Genomic DNA, 22793 nt, shown 5'->3' on the forward strand with positions numbered 1-22793 from the left:
CGCGCCAACCGGCGAATGCTCCTCGCCTGACAGGTTCACACGGCGGTCGCGCCGCCATCGATCACCATCGGATGGCCGGTGACGAAGCCAGCCGCGTCGGAGCAGAGCCACAGCACCGCGCCGGCGATTTCCTCCGGCTGGCCCATGCGGCCCATCGGGGTCATGCTTTCCATGATCTTGCGGATCGCGGGATCGGCGGCGACCGCTTCGGTCATCGGGGTTTCGATCACGCCGGGGCATACGCAATTGACGCGGATTCCGGCACGCGCCCAGCGCAGCGCGCCATGACGGGTCAGTCCAACCACGCCGTGTTTGCTCGCGACATAGGCCGGCTGCGCGCCATTGCCGACCAGCCCGTTGATCGAAGCGGTGTTGACGATCGCGCCGCCGCCTTGCGCCAGCATCACTTCTGCCTCGGCACGCATACACTGCATCACGCCGGTCAGGTTGATGCCGATGGCGCGCTCCCACACCGCATCTTCCCATTCATTGGCTTGCGGGCTGTTGATGCCGGCATTGTTGTGCGCGAAATCGAGCCGGCCCCATTCGCTGGTGGCGCGACCGACCATCGCCTGCACCTCGGCGGCGTTCGATACGTCGCAGCGCTGGAAGATCGCGGTGCCGCCGGCTGCCACGATCATCGCGGCGGTTTCCGCGCCGCCGGCTTCGTTGACATCGGCGACCAGCACCTTGGCGCCGGCCTTCGCGAAGGCAATCGCGGTCGCGCGGCCGATACCGCCGCTCGCGCCGGTTACCAGCGCGACCTTCCCGTTGAAATCGTACGTGGGCATCCTCACCTCTTCTCTTGATTTGCGTAAAAATAGTCATAGAGTATAACGCAAACATTGGTCAACGGCGCACAAAATGAGGCATTTCGAATGACGGATGTGTTGCTCGAGCCGGTGACATTGGGGGCTATAGAGCTTCGCAACCGTATCGTCATGGCGCCGATGACGCGCGATCGCGCCGGCCCGGATGATGTGCCGGGCGATATCATGGTCGATTATTACAGTCAGCGCGCCAGCGCCGGGATGATCGTGACGGAGGGTGTCCAGCCCACCCCGGCGGGCAAGGGATATTGGCGGACGCCGGGCATCCACAGCGCGGCGCAGATCGAGGGTTGGCGGCGTGTCGCCGACGCGGTTCACGCGGCGGGCGGCCGGATCGTGATGCAATTGATGCACTGCGGTCGTGTGGTGGTGGCCGCGAACCGTGGCTTCGACGCGGATGTCATCGCCCCGTCCGCGCTGCCGTGCCCCGATCCCGTGCCCGGCCCCGATGGCACGCCGGTGCCGACGGCGGCGCCCCGCGCGCTCGATGCGGTGGAGATCCCGTTGGTCGTCGAGGAATTCGCGCAAGCTGCACGCAATGCACGCGCGGCGGGCCTTGATGGGGTCGAGCTGCATTGCGCGAGCGGATATCTCGTCAATCAGTTCCTCAATCCGGCGAGCAACCAGCGCAGCGACGAATGGGGCGGCAGCGCGGAGAAGCGCGCGCGTTTTCCGATCGCGGTGCTCAAGGCGCTGGCAGACGCGATCGGTGGTGAGCGGGTGGGGTTCCGCATCTCACCGGGCAATCCGTATAACGGGATGGACGTGAGCGATCCGGCAACGGTCTTCGTGCCGCTGCTTCGGGGCGCGGACAAGCTGGGGCTCGCTTATGCGCATGTCGTCGACATGAATCTGCCCGAGCTGGACACGCTCGCGATGATCCGCGCGCATTGGCGCGGCGCCGTGATCGCGAACAACATGCTGAAGGCAGAAAGCGCCCGCGGGTTGATCGCGGCGGATCGCGCCGAAGCCGCATCATTCGGGCGGGCGTTCATTGCCAATCCCGATCTCGTTGCGCGCATCCGTGCCGGCGCCGCACTGGCCAGGCCGGATTACGCGAAGCTCTATACGGGTGAGGCGGCCGGCTACACCGACTATCCCGCCTTCGCGGAATAGCTTCCCCGCGACCGCGCGCGTCGAATCCGAATTTTTTCGCTCCGCATGTCACATCGCGCGGCGGTCGCTCGTCATGTTTCCGGACCATGAAAGGAACGGAACCATGACCGCCAAGCTGAACCCTTATGCCGTCGCGCCGCAGCTCATGAAGCAGTGGACGGACACATCCGTGGCTATTGCCGCCAGCCTCGAACCGAGCCTGATCGAACTGGTGAAGATTCGCGCGTCGCAGATCAACGGCTGCGCCAATTGCATCAATATGCACACCGCCGAGGCGCGCCAGCAGGGCGAGACCGAGCAGCGCATCTACCTCCTGTCGGCGTGGCGCGAAGCCCCGTGCTATAGCGAGCGCGAACGCGCGGCGCTGGGCTGGACCGATGCGCTGACACGGCTTTCCGAAGGGCATATGCAGGAGGCGGCCTATGCCGCGCTCGGCACGCATTTCACGAAGGAGGAGCAGGTGAAACTGACGCTGATGATAAACGTCATCAACGGCTGGAACCGGCTCGCGGTTGGCTTCGGACTGTGGATCGAGCCACAGGCGGCCAAGGCGCTTCAGCAGGCCGCCGCCTGATGGGGCAGGGGGGCAGCGAGGACGCGGCGGCGAGCTTCGATCCGCTGCGTCCCCGGCTCGTCCGGGTCGCGTATCGCATGCTCGGGTCGGTCGCCGATGCGGAGGATGCGGTGCAGGACGCATTCATCCGCTGGATGGCGGCCGATCGCGCCGAGGTGCGGGAGCCGGAGGCGTTCCTGCGCCGCACCGTGACCCGGCTGTGCCTCGATCAGCTCAAATCGGCGCGACACCAGCGCGAGACCTATATCGGCCCGTGGCTGCCCGATCCCATCGTCGAGGAAAACGATGAGGAAGAGGATGTCACGCTGCCGCTGATGCTGGCGCTGGAACGCCTCTCACCGCTCGAGCGCGCGGCGTTCTTGCTGCACGACGTGTTCGGGCTGGCGTTCGAGGAAGTCGCGACGACGATCGGGCGTGATTCCGCCGCGTGTCGCCAACTCGCGGCGCGTGCACGCACTCATGTCCGCGAGGCGCGTCCGCGCTTTGCGGTCGAGAAGCGGCGCGGGCTGGAAATCGCCGGCGCCTTTTTCGCCGCATCACGCAGTGGCGATCTCGCCGGGCTCAGCGCGATGCTTACGGACGATGTGAGCCTGCATGCCGATGGCGGCGGGAAGCGCCCGGCGGCGGCGCGGCTGATCATCGGCATCGTGGAGGTGATGCAGGTGCAGAAAGCGCTCGCCGCGCTGTTTCGCCGCCATCGCTCCGATCTGGTGCGCACGGCCTTCATCAACGGCCTGCCGGGTTTCATAACGCGCGAAGCCGATGGTGAGCTTCAGACGACCGCGCTGGAGATTGAGGACGGGAAGGTCACCGCAATCTATGTGATGCGCAATCCGGACAAGCTGAAACACCTTCACTGATCCGGCGACCGGCCGCGATCCGCGCCGTCATTCCGACGGGCGGATCGCGCGCTATTGGCGTTAGAAGCGAACCCCCAATGTCATGCCATAGGTGGCGGGTTCGTTGAAATAAGCGACAGTCAGGCCGCCAAAGCCGGGGCCGAAATCGATGAAGTTCGATGGGCTGACATCGTTGAAGACGTTGCGCCCCCACACCGAAATCTCGCCCTGCACGCCGGCCAGCGGGATGCGGGTCAGCGCGGCGCGCAGGTTCACGATCGTCCGTCCCGGAGATTCAGAGCCATAGGCCGTCTGGTCCGAAGGGAGCGCCGCGCGAAGCGGATAGGGATAGGTGAAATAGCTCGACACGAAGCTAAGATCGGCGATCAGATCGAGCTTGCCCGCGCTGCCGTTATAGGGCGACCAATCCGTCCCCACCGACACATTGTATTTCGGCGCATGCGGGAGGGCGCGATTGTCCGACACGTCGACGCCGCCATCGATGAACTTCTTATATTTGGCGTCGAGATAGGAAAATGAGGTCGTGACCTGCAATGACGGGGCAGGGCGCGCGATCATTTCCAGCTCCACGCCGCGCAGCCGCGCCGCGCCCGCGTTGAGGATGAAGCTTTCCGCCGCATTGCGCCCGGTGAAAACCGAAAGCTGCATGTTCTTGGCTTCGTTCCAGAACAGGGCGGCGTTGAACGTCAGCGTATGATCGAGCGCGCGCGATTTCAGCCCCAGCTCGTAGCTGTCCACCGTTTCGGCCTTATAGGGCTGGAGCAGTTCGGCGAGCGAACTCGTCTCGCCATTGAACCCGCCGGATTTGAAGCCGCGCGCATATTTTGCGTAGAGCGTGACGTCCTTGCTCGGCTGATAGGTGGCGATCGCGGTAGGCGTCCAGGCGTGGAATTTGGCATCGGGCACATCGCCCTTCTGCACGTTCAGCACCGTTAGCGGCAGCGCGACCGCCGGTACATCAGGCGAGGCCAGAATGCGGAACAGCCGGGTGATATTCTTGCTCTCCTGCGAATAGCGCAGGCCGCCGGTGAGCGTGAAATTGGGCAGGATCTTCCAGTCGACCTGGCCGAACGCGGCATAGGCGCGCGTCTGGCTGGCATAGCGCGAATCATAAACCTGTGCGCCGCCGAAGAAGGTCTGCGGGTTGATCGTCCCGCCGCTGTCTCGGAAGTAATAGCCGCCGAGGACATAGGACAGCGGCCCCGTCTCGCCGATCAGTTGCAGCTCCTGGCTGAACGAATGGTAGCGGGAATGACGCTCGGTATTGGCGACGGGCAGCGGAGAGCCATCGAGATCCAGGCTGTCGTCGAAGGTCATCGCGCGCCACGCGGTGATCGATTTCAGGCTCACCTCGCCCAGCTTATATTCGGCGGTCAGCGCATGGCCGGTGACGGTCGAGCGCTCGAACAGCGGCGAATCCAAGCTGGCGGTGCTCTGCCGATCGGGGCGGACATACAGGTTGAGCGGGAAGAAGGCGCCCCCGAACGCATAACCGGGCGAGCTCGGATCGAAGATGTCGCGCGGATCGCCATTGCGGTTGACGCGGACGAGCTGCGAGTTCTGCGGGCGCTGGTCGGTCTTGCTGTGATCGAAGAAATAATCGACCGTCAGTCGATCGGTCAGTTCGCCGCGCACATCCGCCGCGACGCCCCAGCTATTGATATTATCGACGCTATCGACCGAATTGGGGCGGGCCAGCACGGCCTGCGGATAAGGGTTCGGCACCGTTTCAACCATGCCGTCGCGCTTTTTGACCTGGCCGGAGAGCTTGACGCTGAATGGCCCGACACGCGGCAGATCCATATTTCCGCGCAACACGCGGGCGTTATAATTGCCATAGGTCGCCTCCACGTTGCCGCCGAACTCGCCGGTCGGCTTCTTGGTGACGAGACTTACTGCGCCGGCCAGCGTGTTGCGGCCATAAAGCGTACCCTGCGGCCCGCGCAGCACCTCGACGCGTTCCAGATCGGCGACATCGAACAGCGATCCCTGCGCCTTCGCGATATAAACGCCGTTGAGATAGAGGCCCACTGCCGGCTCGAAAGTAATCGCCGGGTTGATCGTGACGGAACCGCGGATCGCGATCTGGCTCACGGTCTTGTTGCCGGGGGTGCGTTCGATCTTCAGATTCGGCGCGATCGCACCGATTTGATCGAGTGAGGAAATGTCGCGCGATTCGAGATAGCGCGAATCCACCGCGGTCACCGCGATCGGCACGTCCTGCAGGTTTTGCTCGCGGCGCTGCGCGGTCACGACGATATCGTCGGACGCCTGCGTGCCCTGATCGGCCGAGGGCGATGCTGCCGTCTGTGCTGCTGCGGATTGAGGCGCGCCGAGGCCGAGCGCCAGCAGCGAGACCGACGCGACGATCGCGCCACGCGGTGCGCGCGCATTGCGGTAAATCATGGTTCCCCTCTCAAGATGCGTTATAGTTTGAGAGGTAATTGATATTATCAGCGCATATTGTCAACTTTGGATCATGATTTGCGTAATTTGTATGGCAAAAGTCCGATGAATATCATTCCGATTTGAGTGTGCGGACGGGGGGACGCGTACCTTTGCCGCCATCGGTATGACGGCAAAGGTGGGCCCGCGCGTAAGCCCCCGCGCGCTTAGTGCCGCGTTACTTCGCTGACGATCGAGCGGCCGCGCTGGATCGCGGCGGCGGTCTTGAGCTTGCCGGCCTGAATGTCGTCCGCCATCCCCATCAGCCGCTCGGCGCCGGCCGATCCGGTATCGGCGACCTCGGTGACGCTGACGCCCTTGTCCCGCACGATCGCTTCGTCCCAGGCGGTGCGGATCGCGGCCCAATAGTCCCTGGTTGCTGCCCAATAGGCGTCCGCTGCAGCAGTGTCGAAATCGCTCGCCTTCACATAGGTGTTGAGCACCGATTCCTGCACGAACGGCACCAGCTTGCCCTGTCCGCCCGAGCCCGGCTCAGCGCCCATCTTGATATTGTCCTGCCAGTGGATCCAGCCGGCGGGGGAGGGTGAGTGGCGGTTGATCGCGAGATAGCGATCATATGGCGGATTGCGCACCGCATCGCGTCGCGCGAGTGGACGCCATGTCCAGTTGCTGCGCCAGCGCCGCACGCCGCCCTCGTCCCTCCACTGGCCCCAGCCGCCGTAGCGCGGGGAATCGTCCGTCTGCCACACCGTCTGCGACCAGCGCCCGGCGCGCATCGTCACTGGCACGGCCTCCGTGTTCCAGCGGCCCTTTCCGGCATAGACGAGCAGGCTTTCCGGCTCGTAATTCCAATCCTGCCGCCAATGCTTGATGACGAAGACCTTGCCGGCCTTGTCCTTCACCACCAGCAGATGCTGGAGGACGATGCGGCGGCCGCTGTCCTCGACCACGCGAACCGCCTCGTGACCGCCCGATATCTTCGGGTCGATCGGCGTGTAATCGGCGCGCCAGGGCGTCGTTTCGCGCATGTCGAACGTCACCTTGTAATTCCCCGCCATGGCGAGGATCGCGGCACGATCGGCCTGAAACGATTGCGACTCACTTTCGGCGGAGCGCGGCTTGAGCGGGCCGTCGGCGAGCGCGGGCAATGGTGCGGTCGCGGCGAGCAGTGCGGAAAGCAGCAGTATCTTCTTCATGATATGTCCCCCGAGGATCAGAAGCGGGCGGTGAGCGAGGCGCTCACGTTGCGGCCCGGCTGGGTGTAGGCATCGATGACCGGCGAACTGGCGGCGAGCCCGCGCACGTCGCTCCACCATGCATATTTGGTATCGAAGATGTTGAAGAGCCCGGCGCGCAACGTCAGTGCCTCGCCGACGCGGACATAAGCGGTCGCATCAAGGATGGTGAAGGCGCCCGGACGGTAATCGGTGGCGCTCGCCTCGCGCAGTTTTTTCTGCGCCGAATGGGTGGCCACCACCTGCCCGCCGAAGCGGCGATCGGGTGCGTCATATCCCACGCCCATCACCAGCTTGAGCGGATCGACGGTCGACAGCGGCAAGCGCGAGCCATCTGGTTCGGTGATCACGCCCTTGGCATAGCTGATCGCCATCCGGCCCGAGAGGCCGCTCGCCGCGCGCATGTCGACGCGCCCCTCGACGCCCTCGATGCGCACGCGATTAAGGTTGATGAACTGGAACACCGCCGGATTGGCCGGAGTGAATGCTCCGCCGACTATCTGCTGGCTGATGAAATTGCGGTAGCGACCGGTGAAGCCGGTAACGCCGGCGCTGACAGGTCCCTCGGACAGGCGCAATCCGCCCTCCCACGTCTCGCTCGTCTCCGGGCGCAGATCGGGGTTGGGGATCGAGGTGTAGCCCTGCGCGAGGTTCTGGAAGAACTGGTTCACCTGTGTCGGCGACGGCGATTTGAAGCCCTGCGCGTAATTGGCGAACAGGCTAACTCCGCCCCCCAGCTTCACGACGCCGCCGATTTTTGGCGACACGCGTGAGCCGCTTTGTTCCGCGGAGCGGAAATTGGGCAGCAGCGCGTCATTGTGCGGGTTGAGACTGTAATGATCGAAGCGCAGCACGGGATAGAGCGTGATCGCCCCGTCGGCCGCCGAAATCTCGTCTCCCACATAACCGCCTGCGAGTGTGAAGTCGGTCACCGGGAAAGCGCGCGTCGGGAATACATCGGGCGGAGTTGGCACCGTGCCGTCGCGCAGGCCCTTTTGCCGGGTCACGCTGATGTCTCCGCCATAAACGAAGCGATGGGCGAATACGCCGGTGACAGCATCGCTGCGCAGTTCCGCGCTGGCACCGAATACGCGATTGTCGAACGTGTTGAGGCGCGTTCTGTCGGCGGCGGTATTGCGATCCTCCGCGCTGAACTGGCGGTTCTCCGCCTGCTGATACCAGAAGGCGACCTGTGCCGAGGCGAGCGCGCCGGCGCCCTGGTAGCGCCAGTCCAGGCTTACGCGATCGCGTTTCGTCTCGTCGCGCGCGGTGAGGCCGATCACGCTGGTGGCGGCGGTCGGCACCGGTGCGATGCCGCTCAACACAGTGGTGCGGACATGATCGTCATAATGATCATAGGTCAGCCGCACGCGATGCGCGTCGGTTGGCTGCCAGACGATCTTGCCGAGGATCGCGTTGGAGAAAGTGTCCTGCGGATTGGGCGCAGTGCGGCGCGAATTGGGCTCCTCGTTGATGCCCATATTGGCGAGTTCGTGCCCGTCCCGGCGCGTATAGGCGGCCATCGCGGACCAGTCGCCGCTGCGCGCCGCAAGAATCGCGGTTTCGGAAAACTGGCGATCGGCGGAATCATAAGCGACCCGCGCCAGCCCGGCGATCTCGCGGCCGTCGCGCAGGAAATCCACCGGATCGCTGGTGATGAAACTCACCGCGCCCGCCAGCCCGTCGCTGCCATAGAGCGACGATGCTGGGCCGCGCAGAATCTCGACCGATTTGACCAGCCCGACATCAACATAATCGCCGCGCCCTGCCGATTGCGCGCCGAAATCGAAGCCATCCGGCACGCGCACGCCATCGACCTGGATCAGCACGCGATTGCCCTCCAGCCCGCGAATATTGAAGCCGGAATTGCCGTCGCGCCCGGTAGATCCGCTCGCAGCGCCGAAGCGCGACGGCGCGCGTCGCACGCTGACGCCGGGCTCGAAACGGACGAGATCCTTGATGTTCGAGACAAGCTGGTCCGCGATCTGGCGGTCTGTGATGACGCTGACCGTTGCGGGCACGTCGTCGAGCTTCTGCGGCAGGCGGGTCGCGGTGATCGTGATAGTGCCGCGTGGATCGACGATGACGAGCGGATCGCCATCCTGCGCGAATGCCGCTTCAGGAAAAAGCGCTGTGGCGAGCGATAGCGCGCAGACGCCCGCAAGCTTTCTGGCATGCATGGCGCGGCGGCGCCCGGATTGCGAAACGGTCAATCTAACCCCCTAGTAACGCTATTGCGAATCGTTATCGACAGAGCGTGAATTACGGAAAGGGGCTTGGATCGGTCAAGCGGTTTATCGCGAATTATTCTCAATAGCGAATTTGCGAATTGAGCGAGCCGGACCACCGCGGGATTGCGGTCCCTCGATTGAACTGAGACAAACGCGGCATGTGTGTGCTTGCGATTGCGTGGCGAATCCATCCGCGCTGGAAACTGGTGGTCGCCGCCAACCGCGACGAATTTCACGACCGTCCCGCCGATGCGCTGCATCGCTGGGAAGGCGAGGACATTATCGCGGGTCGGGACATAAAGGCCGGCGGCACCTGGCTGGCCGTATCGGGCAAGGGGCGGTTCGCGGCGGTTACCAACGTTCGCGGCTATGGCGATCCTGATCCGGCGCTTTCGTCGCGCGGCGCGTTAGTCACGGGGCTGGCAGTGGGCACGATCCCCGCGCTCGACCGGCTGTCTGGATTCAACCCGTTCAACGCGGTGCTGGTCGATAATGATGATGCGCGCTTCCTGTCCAACCGGCCGGCCCCCGTCTCGCGACCGCTGGCGCCGGGCTTGCATGCGATGTCCAATGGCCCGCTCGATCCGCCGTGGCGCAAGACCATCCGCTTGAGCAATGCGATCGAGCGCTGGCTGGCCGATGCCACGCATGACCGCGAAGCGCTGTTCGCGGGGTTGCGCGATACCAGTCCGCCAAGCGGGGACCCGGATGATCCCGCGCCGATCTTCGTCGAGAGCCCGGTTTACGGCACGCGATGCAGCACGATCGTTCTGGTGGACGCCAGCGACAAAGGGATGATCGTGGAACGCCGCTTCGATCGCGATGGGCGGGCGGTGGGGGATACCGCGATCTCGTTCGACTGGGGGTAGCTGCGGATCGGCGGCTCATGGTGGCGGAAACGCGCTGCAATCGCTATGGCGCACCGCATAATGCGAGCACCAGACCCGGTTTCCCACATGCCCGATGCCACCCTGCCGATATGCGTTGCGGCGCTTTATCGCTTCACCGTGTTCGACGACTGCCCAGGCATCCGCGTGGTGCTGGACGAGCTTTGCCGGTCGCTTGGCGTGAAGGGCACGCTGCTGCTCGCGCGGGAAGGGATCAACGGCACGATCGCGGGCAGCGATGAGGCGATCGAAGCAGTGCTCGCGCATATTCGCATGCTGCCGGGATGCGAGGGGCTGGAGCCGAAGTTCTCGCGTGCGGCCAGGCTGCCGTTCCATCGCATGAAGGTGCGCCTCAAGCGCGAGATCGTGACGATGGGAGAGCCGGATATCGATCCGCTTACCGATGTCGGCCATTATGTCGCGGCGGAGGAATGGAATGCGCTGATCGCTGCCCCGGGCACGATCCTGATCGATACGCGCAACGATTATGAGGTCGCGGTCGGCACCTTCGCGGGCGCGATCGATCCGCGCACCCCGACGTTCAGCGACTTTCCCGCGTGGTTTCGTTCGCAGCGTGAGACGCTGCTCGGGGATGGCGCGCCGCCCAAGGTCGCGATGTTCTGCACTGGTGGCATTCGTTGCGAAAAAGCCACCGCCTTTCTGAAGGCGGAAGGGGTGGAAGAGGTGTATCACCTCGACGGCGGTATCCTGAAATATCTCGAAACGGTGCCGCAGGAGGAAAGCCTGTGGGAAGGCGAGTGTTTCGTCTTCGACGAGCGGGTGACGGTGGTACATGGGCTGGCGAAGGGCGAACATGAACTCTGTCGCGCATGCCGGCGGCCGCTGAGCGAGGCGGATCGCACCTCGCCGCTTTATGTCGAGGGGGTGAGCTGCGCCACCTGTCATGCCGAACGCGATGAGCGGCAGCGCGCCGGATATGCGGAGCGGATGCGGCAGACGCGCCTGGCGGATGCGCGTGGCATGCCGCATGTCGGCGCCTCGCACGGTTGAGGGCGCGCGTTAACGGCGCGGGCGATAGAAGATATGGCTCTCGACCCGCGCGATCTTGTCCAGCGAACCGATCCAATAGGGCACGATCCAATCGGCATGATAATGCGTCGACATGCCGACGGCGCGAAACACATAGCCTGACAGAGCACGCCGCGCCGCGTGGCGGGCGGCCGTCCAGCCGGCGCGTTCCGGGCGCCGGGTGCGGGATCCGTCACAGGTGAAGGAGAATTGGCAGCCGGTCGTCCGTGCCGCGCCCTGATAGACCACGCCGCACACCGTTTTCGGATAGCCCGCGCGCCGGACGCGATTGAGCACGACCTGCATCACCGCTTTCTGGCCGGGCTTGTCGTTCCCCGCCTCGTAAAGCGCGGCGGTGGCGAGGCATTGGATCGCCTGTTCGCGCGCAGCGGGCCCGCCGTTGAAATGGAACGGCCGCGCCGGCATCAATTTGCCAGGCACGAACGGGATCGCCGCATTGGCGGCGCGCGCCTGTGCCATCGTCAAGGTGCGCGGCGCCGGTTTCTGATGCGGCACGGTCCTGAGGTCGCGGATCGCCAGCCATGCGATAAAGGCGAGCGCTGCGAGGCTGCACAGAATCAACAAACGGGGCGGAGAATAGGCCTTTGGTTTCCTGCGCCTACGATGCTTCCGCCGTGCCATATAGCGCCGATATCGCCCGAACGGCGGAGCGACCAGCCCCGTGCGTCAACGTCATTTGATATTGTCGGTACGGCGAATGAAATCGGCGACGTCGGTGTGAAACGCCTTGAGCACAGTCGGATTGACGTAGACCATATGGCCTGACTCATAATGGCGATAGTCGATATTGGCCTGGATATTCGCCGGCACCGGCAGATGGCGCAATTCATACACGCCCGCGAAATAGGGCGTCGAAACGTCGAAATAACCGCCGGTTACCAGCAGTTTCATCTGGGGATTCTGTTTCATGGCAATGGCGAGATCGGGCAGCACATTGGGCAGCGCGATCAGCGGCCGCGCGGCGCCGGGCGGCTGATGCTTGTAGTCCCAGCTTTCGTAAATGCTGACGCCGGGCTTGAACTCGATCCCGTCGCCATAACGTAACGTGCCGCGCGCATAGCTGTTGAACGCCGCGACATAGGCCGCCTCGATCGCGGTGCTTTGCGGGTCGTAGCTGGAAACCTTGCTCAGCGGATCGAGCGTCGCGCCGGTGAAGCGGGTGTCCAGCGTGCCGGTGGTGAGGGCGTCAGCCGCCAGCAACTCCTTCTGGAACGCGCCATATTCGATGCGGAGATTGCTCTTCAGCAGATAGGCGACCGGCAGCCCGGTATAGCCGGAAAGCCGCGCGGCGATCGCCTGACGTTTTTCCGCCGGCAGGGTGTTGCCCTGCATCAGCGCCAAGGCATAATTACCGGTGGCGAATTGCTCTACCTCGGCGAGAAACGCGGGCAGATCGGCTGGCCGGTTCGCGAGCTTCTGATGATACCAGGCGGTCGCGGCATAGGTCGGCAAGCTGACGATATAGGGCTGGTCGATCCCCGGATTTGCCTGCGGATCGTCCGGGATCAGATCCCAGTTCAGGATGTCCGACAGCAGGATCACGCCGTTGAGGTCCACACTCTCCTTCTGCAGCGCCAGCGTCATTCCCGCCGCGCGCATCGTGCCATAGCTTTCGCCGAAGAGATATTTGGGCGAATTCCAGCGCTGATAGCGCGACAGGAACTGGACGATGAATTTCGAAAATGCATGGATATCCTGATCCACGCCATAGAAGGCCGCTTCCTTCTCATGCCCGGCGATCCGGCTGAAGCCGGTGCCCGGCGCGTCGATGAAGACGAGATCGGAGACGTCGAGCAGGCTCTCGTCATTATTGACCATGGCATAAGGCGCGCCGGGCGCATGCCCGCGATCAGGCGTCTGGACGCGGATCGGGCCGAACGCGCCCATGTGCAGCCAGATGCTCGATGAGCCGGGGCCGCCGTTGAACAGGAAGGTGATCGGGCGGCTTGCCGCTGGAACGCCGTTCCTGAAATAAGCGGTGTAGAACATCGACGCTTCGGCCTTGGGCTTCTTCGCGTCCTTTTCGTCGCCGCCATCAATCGCATTCGTGTCGCTCCATCCTTTCGGATGAACGACCATTGTTCCCGCCACCGCGCGATAGGGAATGCGCGCGCCGGCAATTGTTACCGAGCCGGTGGTGGCGATCTCGCTCGGCTGGAAAATAGCGGACGCCGGGGTGGCGGCGTCCGCCTTCGCGGGCGTTTCGGCTCCGTGCGCGCTGGTCGCTGCGGCAAAGGCCGTCAGGATCGTGAGCAAAGCGGATTTCATCGTGGCCCTTCGTCGAGCGGAATGGATTGGAAGCGAACCAACCTGCCGACGCGAGGCCTTGGTGTAAACCGGGTTTGCCGCGCCGCTAGAAGCGCATCGTGCCGGTGTCGATATAGCGCTGATGCCAGGACAATGCCTCGCCGGGCAGCGAAGGCGCGTGGCGACCGAACGCGGTTTGCGAGGCGCGCGTGAAATAGTCGCGCAGGGCATCGCGATAGACGGGGTGCGCGCAATTCTCGATCACCAGCGCGGCGCGTTTCTTTGGGCTGAGCCCGCGCAGGTCGGCCAGCCCCTGTTCGGTTACCAGCACCGCGACATCCTGCATGATATGATCGACATGCGCGGCCTGCGGCACGATCGCGGAGATGGCACCGCCCTTCGCGGTCGACGGGGTCATGAAGATCGAGACATAAGCGTTGCGCGCGAAATCGCCCGAACCGCCGATCCCGTTCTGGATGCGCGATCCCATGACGCATGTGGAATTCACATTGCCGTAGATATCGGCCTCGATCAGGCCGTTCATCGCGATGCAGCCGAGCCGGCGCACCAGCTCAGGATGGTTGCTGATCTCCTGCGGGCGCAGGATCATGCGGTCGCGATAGCGATCCATATCCGCATTGAGCCGCGCCGCCGCTTCCGGGCTGAGCGAGAAGGATGTGGCGGACGCCATGCGCAGCCGCCCGCAATCGAGCAGATCGAGCATCCCGTCCTGAATCACCTCGGTAAACGCGGTGAGATCGTGGAACGGGCCATCGACCAGCCCGGTCAGCACCGCATTGGCGATATTGCCGACGCCCGACTGGAGCGGCAACAAAGCGGCGGGGAGGCGGCCCTTTGCGACCTCATGCCCAAGGAATTCAAGCAGATGGCCCGCAATCGCTCGGGCCGCTTCGTCCGGCGGAGTAAATGGCAGGTTGCGATCGGGCGCGTCGGTTTCGACGATCGCAACGATCTTGTCCGGATCGCACCGCAGCACCGGCTCGCCGATGCGGTCGTCCGGTCGCACCAGCGGGATCGGCACGCGGTGCGGTGGCAGCGCGGTGCCATAGTAAATGTCGTGCATCCCCTCCAGCGCGGGATTTTGCCACGAATTGACCTCGAGGATCACCGCCTTGGCGCGATCGAGCCAGGTCTTGTTGTTGCCCACCGATGACGATGGCACCAGCGAGCCATCAGGGCGGATCGCCGTCACCTCGATGACCGCGACGTCAAGCGGGCCGAGGAAACCCTGCCACGCCATCGGCGCGACCTGGCTGAGATGCATGTCCAGATAATCCATCTCGCCGCGATTGATGCGTTCGCGCGCGATCGGATCGGAATTATACGGTAGCCGCAACTCGATGCCGTCGGCCTTTGCCAGCGCGCCATCCAGTTCGGGCCCGGTCGATGCGCCGGTCCACACCTTGACCCGCATTGGGCGCCCGGCGGCATGCTCGGCCTCAATCCGCCGGGCGAGCGCCATCGGCACCATCTTCGGATAGCCTGATCCGGTGAAGCCGCTCATGCCGATGGTTTGCCCATTGTCGATCAGCGCGGCGGCCGCTTCGGCAGACATGATGCGCCCGCGAAGGCGTGGATCGGCAATACGAGTGGACATGGGGATTTTTCAGCTCTTCAGCATCGAACTGGGTTGGCCCAATGGAACGCGATCGACGGTGGATCAAATTCAAATCGGCCAACCGAGCCGATTATTTCAGAAACGGCTTTCCTTCGCGCGCGACGAGCAGGTCATGCATGTCGGAGGCATGATCCTCCTCATCCGCCAAAATCTGTTCCAGCATCCGCCGGGTCGTCGGATCGTGATCGCTGAAATATTGGATGAGTTCCTGATAATGCTCAACGGCGATGCGCTCGGCGACAAGGTTTTGTCTCAGCATTTCAACCAGATCGCCACCATTGCCATATTCCGTGACGGAACGTGAGGCTAGGCCTTCGGGATTGAAATTGGGCACGCCGCCCAGCTGATCGATCCGCTCGGCGGCCATCATCATGTGGCGATTTTCGTCATCGGCGTGTTCGGTGAACTCCGCCGCCACGCTTTTGCTGTCGATGCCGTCGGCGGTGATCGCGTGCATCCGATAACGCAGCACGCAAACCAATTCGGTCGCGACGACATTCTGCAGCAGCTCGATCGTTTTAGCGGGATCGCCCTTGTAGCTAGGCATGAGCGCGCCCTTGTCGAGCGCCTTTTTCGCGCGTGCGCGCAGCGTTTTTACATCGGTGACGAAAGGGTCGGATTTCTTCGCGGCCATTCGCTCCTCCTTTTTTGAAAGGCATGTTTTTCATGGCCTCTCGCGGACTGACAACGACTGGCGGCAATGCGCGTTCCTGCCGAGGAGCAGGTCAGCGGATTTCGAAGTGTTGTTCGAGCGCGCCCGCCCCGATCGCGGTGATGGTGACGGCGCGGCTGGCCGGAGTCCGGCGGACCCACCCGCGATCGAGCAGCAGTGTGAACAGCGATCTGCCGACGGCGCCGGCGATGTGCGGCCGCCGCTCGCTCCAGTCCAGGCATGGCCGGCAAAAGGCGCGCTGACGGCCGGAGCGCCCGTCGCCCAGCTCAAGGCCGAGATGCTCCAGAAAAGCGATGCCCGTCGGGGTGATCGTAGCGGCCTCCGCGGTCCATTCGAGATAGCCCGAGCCGGCGAGAAAATCGGCGAGTTGCACCGCGACATCACCCGCGAGGTGATCGTAGCACTGGCGCGCGCGCCGCATCGCCTGTTCGGCCGGGCCGGAGCGGATCGGCCGGCTGCGCCGCGCGGCATCCACCACGCCGGCCACGCCCATCATGCTCTCGATCATCCGCGCGACCGCTGGCGAGGCGAGGCGGAAGTAGCGATGCCGCCCCTGCGCCACCATCGTCAGCAAGCCCCCATCGACCAATCGGGCAAGATGGCCGCTCGCGGTGGTGGGGGTGATGCCGGAACCGCGCGCCAGCTCGCCGGCGGTCAGCGCGCGGCCATCCATCAGCGAGATCAGCATCGCGGTGCGCGCCGGTTCACCGATCAGTGCGCCGGTTTCCGCAAGTGAGGTGATGCTGCTCATGCGGGGAGCATAGCGGAAATGCCCTGCCATTGCTTCGGGCGCGCCCGAAACGTCCGCGCGCCAATCGCGATAGATTGTGGCGTTCCAAGACGGGAGCCAGATCATGATCACCTGCATCATCCGCTATGAAATCGATCCCTACAAATTGCCCGCGTTCGAGGAATATGCGCGTAATTGGGGGCAGGTGATCCCGCGCTGCGGCGCTGATCTCATCGGCTATTTCGCGCCGCATGAAGGCACCGCGACGACCGCTTACGGGATTTATTCGATCGCCGATCTCGCTGCCTATGAAGCCTATCGCGCGCGCCTCAAGGCAGACCCTCTCGGTCGGGAGAATTTTGCGCTAAGTTCGCGCGAGCGGTTCATCCGGCGCGAGGAGCGACAGTTTTTCAGACTGGCGTCGGGCGATTGAGCGAAAAAGGGCAGGGGCAAAGGAGAGACAGGCATGCCGACGATCGCCGAAAAACGTGCCACGTTCCGCACATTGCATGAGAGCGGCTTTTTCATCATCCCCAATGCGTGGGACGCGGGCAGCGCGGTTCGTCTGGCCGCGCTCGGGTTCAAGGCGATTGCATCGACCAGCGCAGGGGCCGCATGGGCGGCGGGCAAGAACGACGGAGAGCTGGGGCGCGACGCCGTGCTCGCGCACCTGAAAATGCTCGTCGATGCGACCGCTCTGCCGGTCAACGCCGATTTCGAAAATGGTTTCGCGGACAGCCCGGCGGAGGTCGCCGCCAATGTCGGCATGGCGGTGGCGACGGGTGTTGCGGGGATCTCGATCGAGGATTGGTCCGGCCATGCGATGTATGACCTGCCGTTGGCGGTGGAGCGCATCGGGGCCGCGCGCGCGGCGATCGATGCCGTCGATTCCAGTGTGATGCTGATCGGGCGCAACGAGAATTTCCGCGTGCCGGGCATGCCGGTTGCGGAAAGCATCGCCCGCGCGGTCGCTTATGCCGAAGCCGGGGCGGATTGCCTGTTCGTGCCGTTCATTCTTGATCGGGGCGCGATTGCCGAACTGGTCGCGGCGGTTGCGCCCAAGCCGGTGAGCGTCGTCGTCAATGAATATGATGATGGCATCAGCGCGTTCGCGGCGCTCGGCGTCCGGCGATGCAGCGTGGGGGGCAGTCTCGCGCATCGGGTGTGGGCGGCGTTCGACTCCGCCGCCAGAACGCTGAAGGACTGTGAGCCATAACGCGCGGGCGCTTCCGCGAAAGGGGGCTGATAGGAAAGGAGCCGCGCGAGCCTTCTGCATCGCGGACTTCTTTTTCAACGCGATGCGTTGCGTCGAATGAGCGTCATAAGCGCGGCTGAAATGCCGTCACGAGGCATTGCGGCGGCACCAGACCAATGCCCGAAGCCGCGCTTACCTCAAACCGTCGCCTCAGATGCGGCGATGCTTCCCGCCGTAGCGATGGCCGATATATTTGCCCAGGCGCTCCATCTCGCTGGCGGCGGCGGTTGCGCCCTCCACGCAGCATGGCAACGGGTCTTGCGCATGAGAAGTCGCGCGGGTTTGCACCTTGTCGCACAATTCCTCGATATCCGCCCGCGTCAGCAGGTTTTTTTCACGCAGCAGGCAAAGCAGGCTCTGCAAAATCACCAAACTCTTATCGCTGGACTCACTCGCGATAAGTTCAATTCTGTCCATTCCGCCTCTCCTTTTATGGGGAGGAGGATATGCTCGTTGCGCAAAAAGGCAAGCGACTGACTTAATCTTTCAATCCAGCCCCCCGCCGAGCGCGCGGTACAGCTCCACGAGATTGCTCGCGCGGGCGAGCCGGGTGGTCTGAAGCTGCTGTTGCGCGGCATAGGCCGTGCGCTGCGCATCGAGCGTGGTCAGGAAGGAATCGATCCCCGCGCGATACCGCGCGTCGGACAGGCGCGCCGCGACTTGCGCCGCCGTGACGCGGGCGTCCTGCGCAGCAACCTGCTCCCCAATCGTGCCGCGTGTCGCGAGCGCATCGGCGACCTCGCGAAACGCGGTCTGGATCGATTTCTCGTAAGTCGCCACCGCCGCCTGCTGCGATGCCTTGGCGTATGCGAGGTTCCCCGCGTTGCGCCCGCCATCGAACAGCGGAAGCGACGCGGCCGGCGTGCCGGTGTAGGTGAAGCTGCCGCCGGCGAACAAGCCGGACAGCGCGGTGGAGATCGTCCCGATCGTCGCGGTAAGCGAGATTGTGGGGAAGAAGGCTGCGCGCGCCGCGCCGATATTGGCGTTCTGCGCGATCAACTGATGCTCCGCCTGCAACACATCGGGGCGTCGCAAAAGCACCTGCGACGAGACGTTGGCCGGCAGTGCGTCCAGCGTGACCTGCCCCTGATCCAGCCCGGCCGGCAATTGCTCGGCGGCGACGGTCGTACCGGCGAGCAGGTTGAGCGCGTTCTGATCCTGCGCGATCCGGGTGCGCAGCACCGCGATATCGTTGCGCGCGCCCTGATAGCTCGTTTCCGCCTGCCGTGCGGCCAGCTCGGAAGCGACGCCGATGCGGAATTGCGCGCGGGTCAGCTCCAGTGTTTGCTCGAACGTTTTGAGCGTCTGTTCCGCCAGCGCGAGCTGATCGCGATCGGAGGCGAGCGTCAGCCATGCGGTGGCGATTTCCGCGATCAGGCTGATGCGCGTCGATCGCTGGGCTTCCTCGCTGGCGAAATAGCGTTCCTGCGCCGCTCGGCTCAGGTTGCGGACCCGGCCGAACAGGTCCAGCTCGAACGAAGAGAAACCGGCCGACACCGTATAGGCCGAGATATCGGGCGATACGCCGGTCGACGCGCCGCCGCTCAGCGCCGCGACATTGTTGGTATAGGTCGCGCCGGCGTTCACTCCGGTGGAGGGAACCAGATCGGCCCGCTGCACGCGATATTGCGCGCGTGCCTGCAACACATTGGCCGCCGCGACACGCAGGTCGCGATTGTTGGCGAGCCCGGTCTCGATCACCTGGCGCAGCCGCGCGTCGGTGAAGAAATCGCGCCACCCGACCTTGGTGATGTCCGGCGCGTCGGTCGCCGCTGCCGGATACGGCCCGCCCTGTGGCAATTCCGCCGGCACCGCGCCGACTGGCCGAACATATTTCGGGGCGAGGTTACACGCCGAGAGCGCGGTCGCGCAGGCGAGAAGGGCAACGATATTATGGCGGCGGTTCACGCGGAAACTCCCTGCGGCGCGGTGCCGGCATCCGGCTCGGCATGATTGTCGCGGTGGCCGAACATCCGCAGCACGACGACGAAGAACATCGGGACGAAGAAGATCGCCAGTACCGTGGCGGACAGCATGCCGCCGACCACCGATCGGCCGATCGCATTCTGCCCACCGGCGCCCGCGCCGGTGGTGATCGCCAGTGGCATCACGCCGAACACGAAGGCGAAGCTGGTCATCAGGATCGGGCGCAGCCGCAGCTTCGCGGCTTCGATCGCGGCGTCGAACGGGCGCATCCCCTCCGCGATCCGCTCCTCGGCGAATTCCACGATCAGGATCGCGTTCTTCGCCGACACGCCGATCGTGGTGATCAGGCCGACCTGAAGATAGATGTCATTGTTCAGCCCCGTCAGTGTCGCCGCCAGCAACGCGCCGACGACACCCAGCGGCACCACCAGGATGACCGAGACCGGCACCGACCAGCTTTCGTAAAGGGCGGCAAGGCACAGGAACACGATCAGTAGCGAGAGAGCATAAAGGGCAGGTGCCTGCCCGCTCGACAGACGCTCCTCATAGGAAAGCCCGGTCCATTCGAGGGTGGTGCCCGGCGGCAGCTTTGCCTGCATCTCCTCCATCGCCTGCATCGCGGTGCCGGTGCTGACGCCGGGGCCAGCGCCGCCCTGAATCTCCATCGCCGACTGGCCGTTATAGCGCGTGAGCTGCACCGGCCCCTTGGCCCATTCGAGCGTCGAGAAAGCGCTGAACGGCACCATCTGACCGCCCGAACCACGGACGTAGAAACTGGCGAGATCCTCCGGCCGGACGCGATAGGGCTCGTCCGCCTGAATATAGACGCGCTTCACGCGCCCGCGATCGACGAAGTCGTTGATATAGGCGCCGCCCCAGGCAGTCGAAATCGTCGAGTTGATCGACGCGAGATCGAGCCCCAGCGCGCGCGCCTTGTCCTGATCGACGTTGATGTTGAGCTGCGGCGCATCCTCCAGGTTCACCGGGCGGGCCTGCGAGACGCGTTTGTCCTGCGCCGCCATGCCGAGCAGCATGTTGCGCGCCTCCGTCAGCTTTTCGTGCCCGATATTGCCGGTATCGACGAGTTGCATGTCGAAGCCGGTGGCATTGCCGAGCTGGGCCACGGCCGGCGGCACCAGCGCGAAGATCATGCCGTCCTTATATTGCGAAAAGGCCTTGCTCGCGCGGGCGGCAAGCGCCTGCACCTTGTTGTCGGCACCGGGGCGCTCGTCCCAGGGCTTCAGGCTGACGAAGGCGAGGCCGGCATTCTGGCCCTGCCCGGCGAAGCTGAAGCCGTTGATCGTGAACACCGCCTCCACAGACTTTTCGCTGAGGAAGTGGCTGCGGACCAGCTCCAGCCCCTTTTCGGTTCGTGTGGTTGTCGCGCCCGACGGCCCCTGAACCAGCGCGATCAGCGCGCCCTGATCCTCATCCGGCAGGAACGCGCTCGGCAAGCGCACGAACAGCAGCGCCATGCCGATGACGATCAGCAGATAGACCAGAATCGAACGCTTCCAGTTCCGCGTCGTGCTTCGCACGCCCTTTTCATAGCGCGCACGCCCGTTATCGAAAGTGCGGTTGAACCAGCGGAAGAAGCGCGCGAGCAGGCCATCGCCCTCATGCTTGGTCGGATCGTGCGGCCTCAGCAGCGTTGCGCAGAGCGCGGGCGTCAGGATGAGCGCGACCGCGACGGAGAGGACCATCGCCGAGACGATCGTGATCGAGAACTGGCGATAGATAACCCCGGTGGAGCCACCGAAGAACGCCATCGGCAGGAACACTGCGGACAACACCATGCCGATGCCGATCAGCGCGCCGCTGATCTCGTCCATCGATTTGCGTGCCGCGTCGCGCGGATGCAGCCCCTCATCGACGATCAATCGTTCGACATTCTCCACCACGACGATCGCGTCGTCGACCAGCAAGCCGATCGCCAGCACCATCCCGAACAATGTGAGCGTGTTGATGGTGAACCCGGCCACCGCCATCACCCCGAACGTGCCGAGCAGCACCACCGGCACCGCGATCGTCGGGATCAGGGTCGCGCGCCAGTTCTGCAGGAACAGGAACATGACGAGGAAGACGAGAACCACCGCCTCGAACAGGGTGTGGACGACCTGTTTCACCGACAGCCGCACGAACGGCGTCGTATCGTAAGGATAGGAGACGCGAACGTCGGCGGGCAGCCCCTTGGCGATTTCCTCGACGCGCGCCTTCACGGCCTCCACCGTGGCGAGCGCATTGGCGCCCGACGCCAGCTTTACGCCAAAACCAGATGCGGGCTGGCCGTTGTAGCGTGTGTCGAAACCGTAATTCTCCGCGCCCAATTCAGTGCGCGCGACGTCTGACAGGCGCACGACAGAACCGTCCGGGCCGTTCTTCAGCCGGATCGCGCCGAACTGCTGGGGCGTCTGGAGGCGGGACTGCACCGATACGGTGGCGTTGAGCATCTGCTCCTTCGGCGCGGGCTGCGCACCGATCTGCCCGGCGGAAACCTGCGCGTTCTGCGCCCGCACCGCCGTCATCACATCCGCGATGGTAAGCTGATAGGCATTGAGTTTCGGCGGATCGACCCAGATGCGCATCGCATATTGCGCGCCGAACACCTGAATCTCGCCGACCCCGCTGATCCGGCTGACCGGATCCTGAAGCCGCGACACCACCATATCGGCAAGGTCGGTGGCGCTGTGCGATCCGTCCTTCGAATAGAGGCCGACGATAACGAGGAAGCTCGCCGCCGACTTCTGCACCTGCAAGCCCTGTTGCTGCACTTCCTGCGGGAGCAGGGGGGTCGCGGCCTGAAGTTTGTTCTGGACCTGGACCTGCGCGATATCAGGATTGGTGCCCTGTTCGAACGTCAGCGTGATCGTCACCATCCCTGCAGAGGAGGATGAGGACGAGAAATAGCGCAGGTGGTCGATGCCCTTGAGCTGCTGCTCGATGACCTGGGTGGTCGTTCGTTCCAGCGTTTCGGCATCGGCGCCGGGATAGACGGCGGCGATCGACACCGTCGGCGGCGCGATCTCCGGGAATTGCGCCACCGGCAGCGTTCGGATCGCGAGCGCGCCGGCGAGCATCATGATGATCGCGATGACCCATGCGAAGATCGGGCGATCGATGAAATAGCGGGACAT

At 64.2% G+C, this 22793-nt stretch carries 19 protein-coding genes; 7 read left to right on the forward strand and 12 right to left on the reverse strand.

From position 1 onward, the window contains the following. Positions 1 to 35: 35 nt before the first annotated feature. Positions 36 to 791, reverse strand: coding sequence for an SDR family oxidoreductase (locus tag P0Y64_11860; protein WEK45045.1), 756 nt, complete (start codon positions 789 to 791; stop codon positions 36 to 38). Between the two features lie 87 nt (positions 792 to 878). On the opposite strand from P0Y64_11860, the gene P0Y64_11865 reads away from it, so the two are divergent. The 3 genes from P0Y64_11865 (at position 879) to P0Y64_11875 (ending at position 3380) form a co-directional block, all read left to right on the forward strand. Next, positions 879 to 1946, forward strand: a complete 1068-nt coding sequence (locus P0Y64_11865) for an alkene reductase (GenBank protein ID WEK42086.1) — start codon at positions 879 to 881, stop codon at positions 1944 to 1946. 103 nt (positions 1947 to 2049) lie between these two features. Next, positions 2050 to 2520: a carboxymuconolactone decarboxylase family protein gene (locus P0Y64_11870; protein WEK42087.1), complete on the forward strand. Its 471-nt coding sequence runs from the start codon at positions 2050 to 2052 to the stop codon at positions 2518 to 2520. Next, positions 2520 to 3380, forward strand: a complete 861-nt coding sequence (locus tag P0Y64_11875) for a sigma-70 family RNA polymerase sigma factor (protein ID WEK42088.1) — start codon at positions 2520 to 2522, stop codon at positions 3378 to 3380. Before P0Y64_11870 ends, P0Y64_11875 begins: the two co-directional genes overlap by 1 nt. Positions 3381 to 3440: 60 nt before the next feature. Here the strand turns inward: P0Y64_11875 and P0Y64_11880 are convergent, their stop codons facing one another. The 3 genes from P0Y64_11880 to P0Y64_11890 form a co-directional block, all read right to left on the reverse strand. Beyond that, entirely contained in the window at positions 3441 to 5786 is a 2346-nt protein-coding gene (locus tag P0Y64_11880; GenBank protein ID WEK42089.1) for a TonB-dependent receptor, read from the reverse strand. A gap of 206 nt (positions 5787 to 5992) precedes the next feature. Continuing rightward, a complete protein-coding gene (locus P0Y64_11885; protein ID WEK42090.1) occupies positions 5993 to 6982 on the reverse strand; it encodes a hypothetical protein in 990 nt (329 codons plus the stop codon). A 17-nt stretch (positions 6983 to 6999) separates the two neighbouring features. Further along, positions 7000 to 9201, reverse strand: a complete 2202-nt coding sequence (locus P0Y64_11890) for a TonB-dependent hemoglobin/transferrin/lactoferrin family receptor (protein ID WEK42091.1) — start codon at positions 9199 to 9201, stop codon at positions 7000 to 7002. A gap of 209 nt (positions 9202 to 9410) precedes the next feature. On the opposite strand from P0Y64_11890, the gene P0Y64_11895 reads away from it, so the two are divergent. Beyond that, positions 9411 to 10121, forward strand: coding sequence for an NRDE family protein (locus tag P0Y64_11895; protein WEK42092.1), 711 nt, complete (start codon positions 9411 to 9413; stop codon positions 10119 to 10121). 60 nt (positions 10122 to 10181) lie between these two features. Beyond that, complete coding sequence (locus tag P0Y64_11900) at positions 10182 to 11150, forward strand: rhodanese-related sulfurtransferase (GenBank protein WEK42093.1); 969 nt, start codon at positions 10182 to 10184, stop codon at positions 11148 to 11150. 9 nt (positions 11151 to 11159) lie between these two features. Here the strand turns inward: P0Y64_11900 and P0Y64_11905 are convergent, their stop codons facing one another. The 5 genes from P0Y64_11905 to P0Y64_11925 all read right to left on the reverse strand — a co-directional run bounded on the left by P0Y64_11905 (position 11160) and on the right by P0Y64_11925 (position 16604). Then, entirely contained in the window at positions 11160 to 11750 is a 591-nt protein-coding gene (locus tag P0Y64_11905) for a cell wall hydrolase (GenBank protein WEK42094.1), read from the reverse strand. A gap of 111 nt (positions 11751 to 11861) precedes the next feature. Next, complete coding sequence (locus P0Y64_11910; protein ID WEK42095.1) at positions 11862 to 13457, reverse strand: peptidase S10; 1596 nt, start codon at positions 13455 to 13457, stop codon at positions 11862 to 11864. Between the two features lie 85 nt (positions 13458 to 13542). Then, complete coding sequence (locus P0Y64_11915; protein WEK42096.1) at positions 13543 to 15054, reverse strand: acetyl-CoA hydrolase/transferase family protein; 1512 nt, start codon at positions 15052 to 15054, stop codon at positions 13543 to 13545. A 91-nt stretch (positions 15055 to 15145) separates the two neighbouring features. Further along, complete coding sequence (locus P0Y64_11920) at positions 15146 to 15709, reverse strand: ferritin-like domain-containing protein (GenBank protein WEK42097.1); 564 nt, start codon at positions 15707 to 15709, stop codon at positions 15146 to 15148. A gap of 91 nt (positions 15710 to 15800) precedes the next feature. Then, positions 15801 to 16604: a helix-turn-helix transcriptional regulator gene (locus tag P0Y64_11925; protein WEK42098.1), complete on the reverse strand. Its 804-nt coding sequence runs from the start codon at positions 16602 to 16604 to the stop codon at positions 15801 to 15803. On the opposite strand from P0Y64_11925, the gene P0Y64_11930 reads away from it, so the two are divergent. Both P0Y64_11930 and P0Y64_11935 read left to right on the forward strand, forming a co-directional pair. After that, positions 16603 to 16911 (forward strand): NIPSNAP family protein, encoded by a 309-nt coding sequence (locus tag P0Y64_11930; protein WEK42099.1) that lies wholly within the window; start codon positions 16603 to 16605, stop codon positions 16909 to 16911. The genes P0Y64_11925 and P0Y64_11930 overlap by 2 nt on opposite strands. A 33-nt stretch (positions 16912 to 16944) precedes the next feature. Next, on the forward strand, positions 16945 to 17694 hold the full coding sequence (locus tag P0Y64_11935; protein ID WEK42100.1) for an isocitrate lyase/phosphoenolpyruvate mutase family protein: 750 nt from the start codon (positions 16945 to 16947) through the stop codon (positions 17692 to 17694). A gap of 189 nt (positions 17695 to 17883) precedes the next feature. On the opposite strand, the gene P0Y64_11940 is transcribed toward P0Y64_11935, so the two are convergent. The 3 genes from P0Y64_11940 to P0Y64_11950 form a co-directional block, all read right to left on the reverse strand. After that, entirely contained in the window at positions 17884 to 18150 is a 267-nt protein-coding gene (locus tag P0Y64_11940; protein WEK42101.1) for a hypothetical protein, read from the reverse strand. 69 nt (positions 18151 to 18219) lie between these two features. Next, the gene (locus P0Y64_11945; protein WEK42102.1) at positions 18220 to 19641 is read right to left on the reverse strand and encodes an efflux transporter outer membrane subunit; all 1422 of its coding nucleotides are present in this window, start codon (positions 19639 to 19641) and stop codon (positions 18220 to 18222) included. Then, on the reverse strand, positions 19638 to 22793 hold the full coding sequence (locus P0Y64_11950; protein ID WEK42103.1) for an efflux RND transporter permease subunit: 3156 nt from the start codon (positions 22791 to 22793) through the stop codon (positions 19638 to 19640). The genes P0Y64_11945 and P0Y64_11950 overlap by 4 nt, the downstream gene beginning before the upstream one ends.

The sequence above is a fragment of the Candidatus Sphingomonas colombiensis genome, assembly GCA_029202845.1.
In the GTDB taxonomy this organism is placed as follows: Bacteria; Pseudomonadota; Alphaproteobacteria; order Sphingomonadales; family Sphingomonadaceae; genus Sphingomonas; species Sphingomonas colombiensis.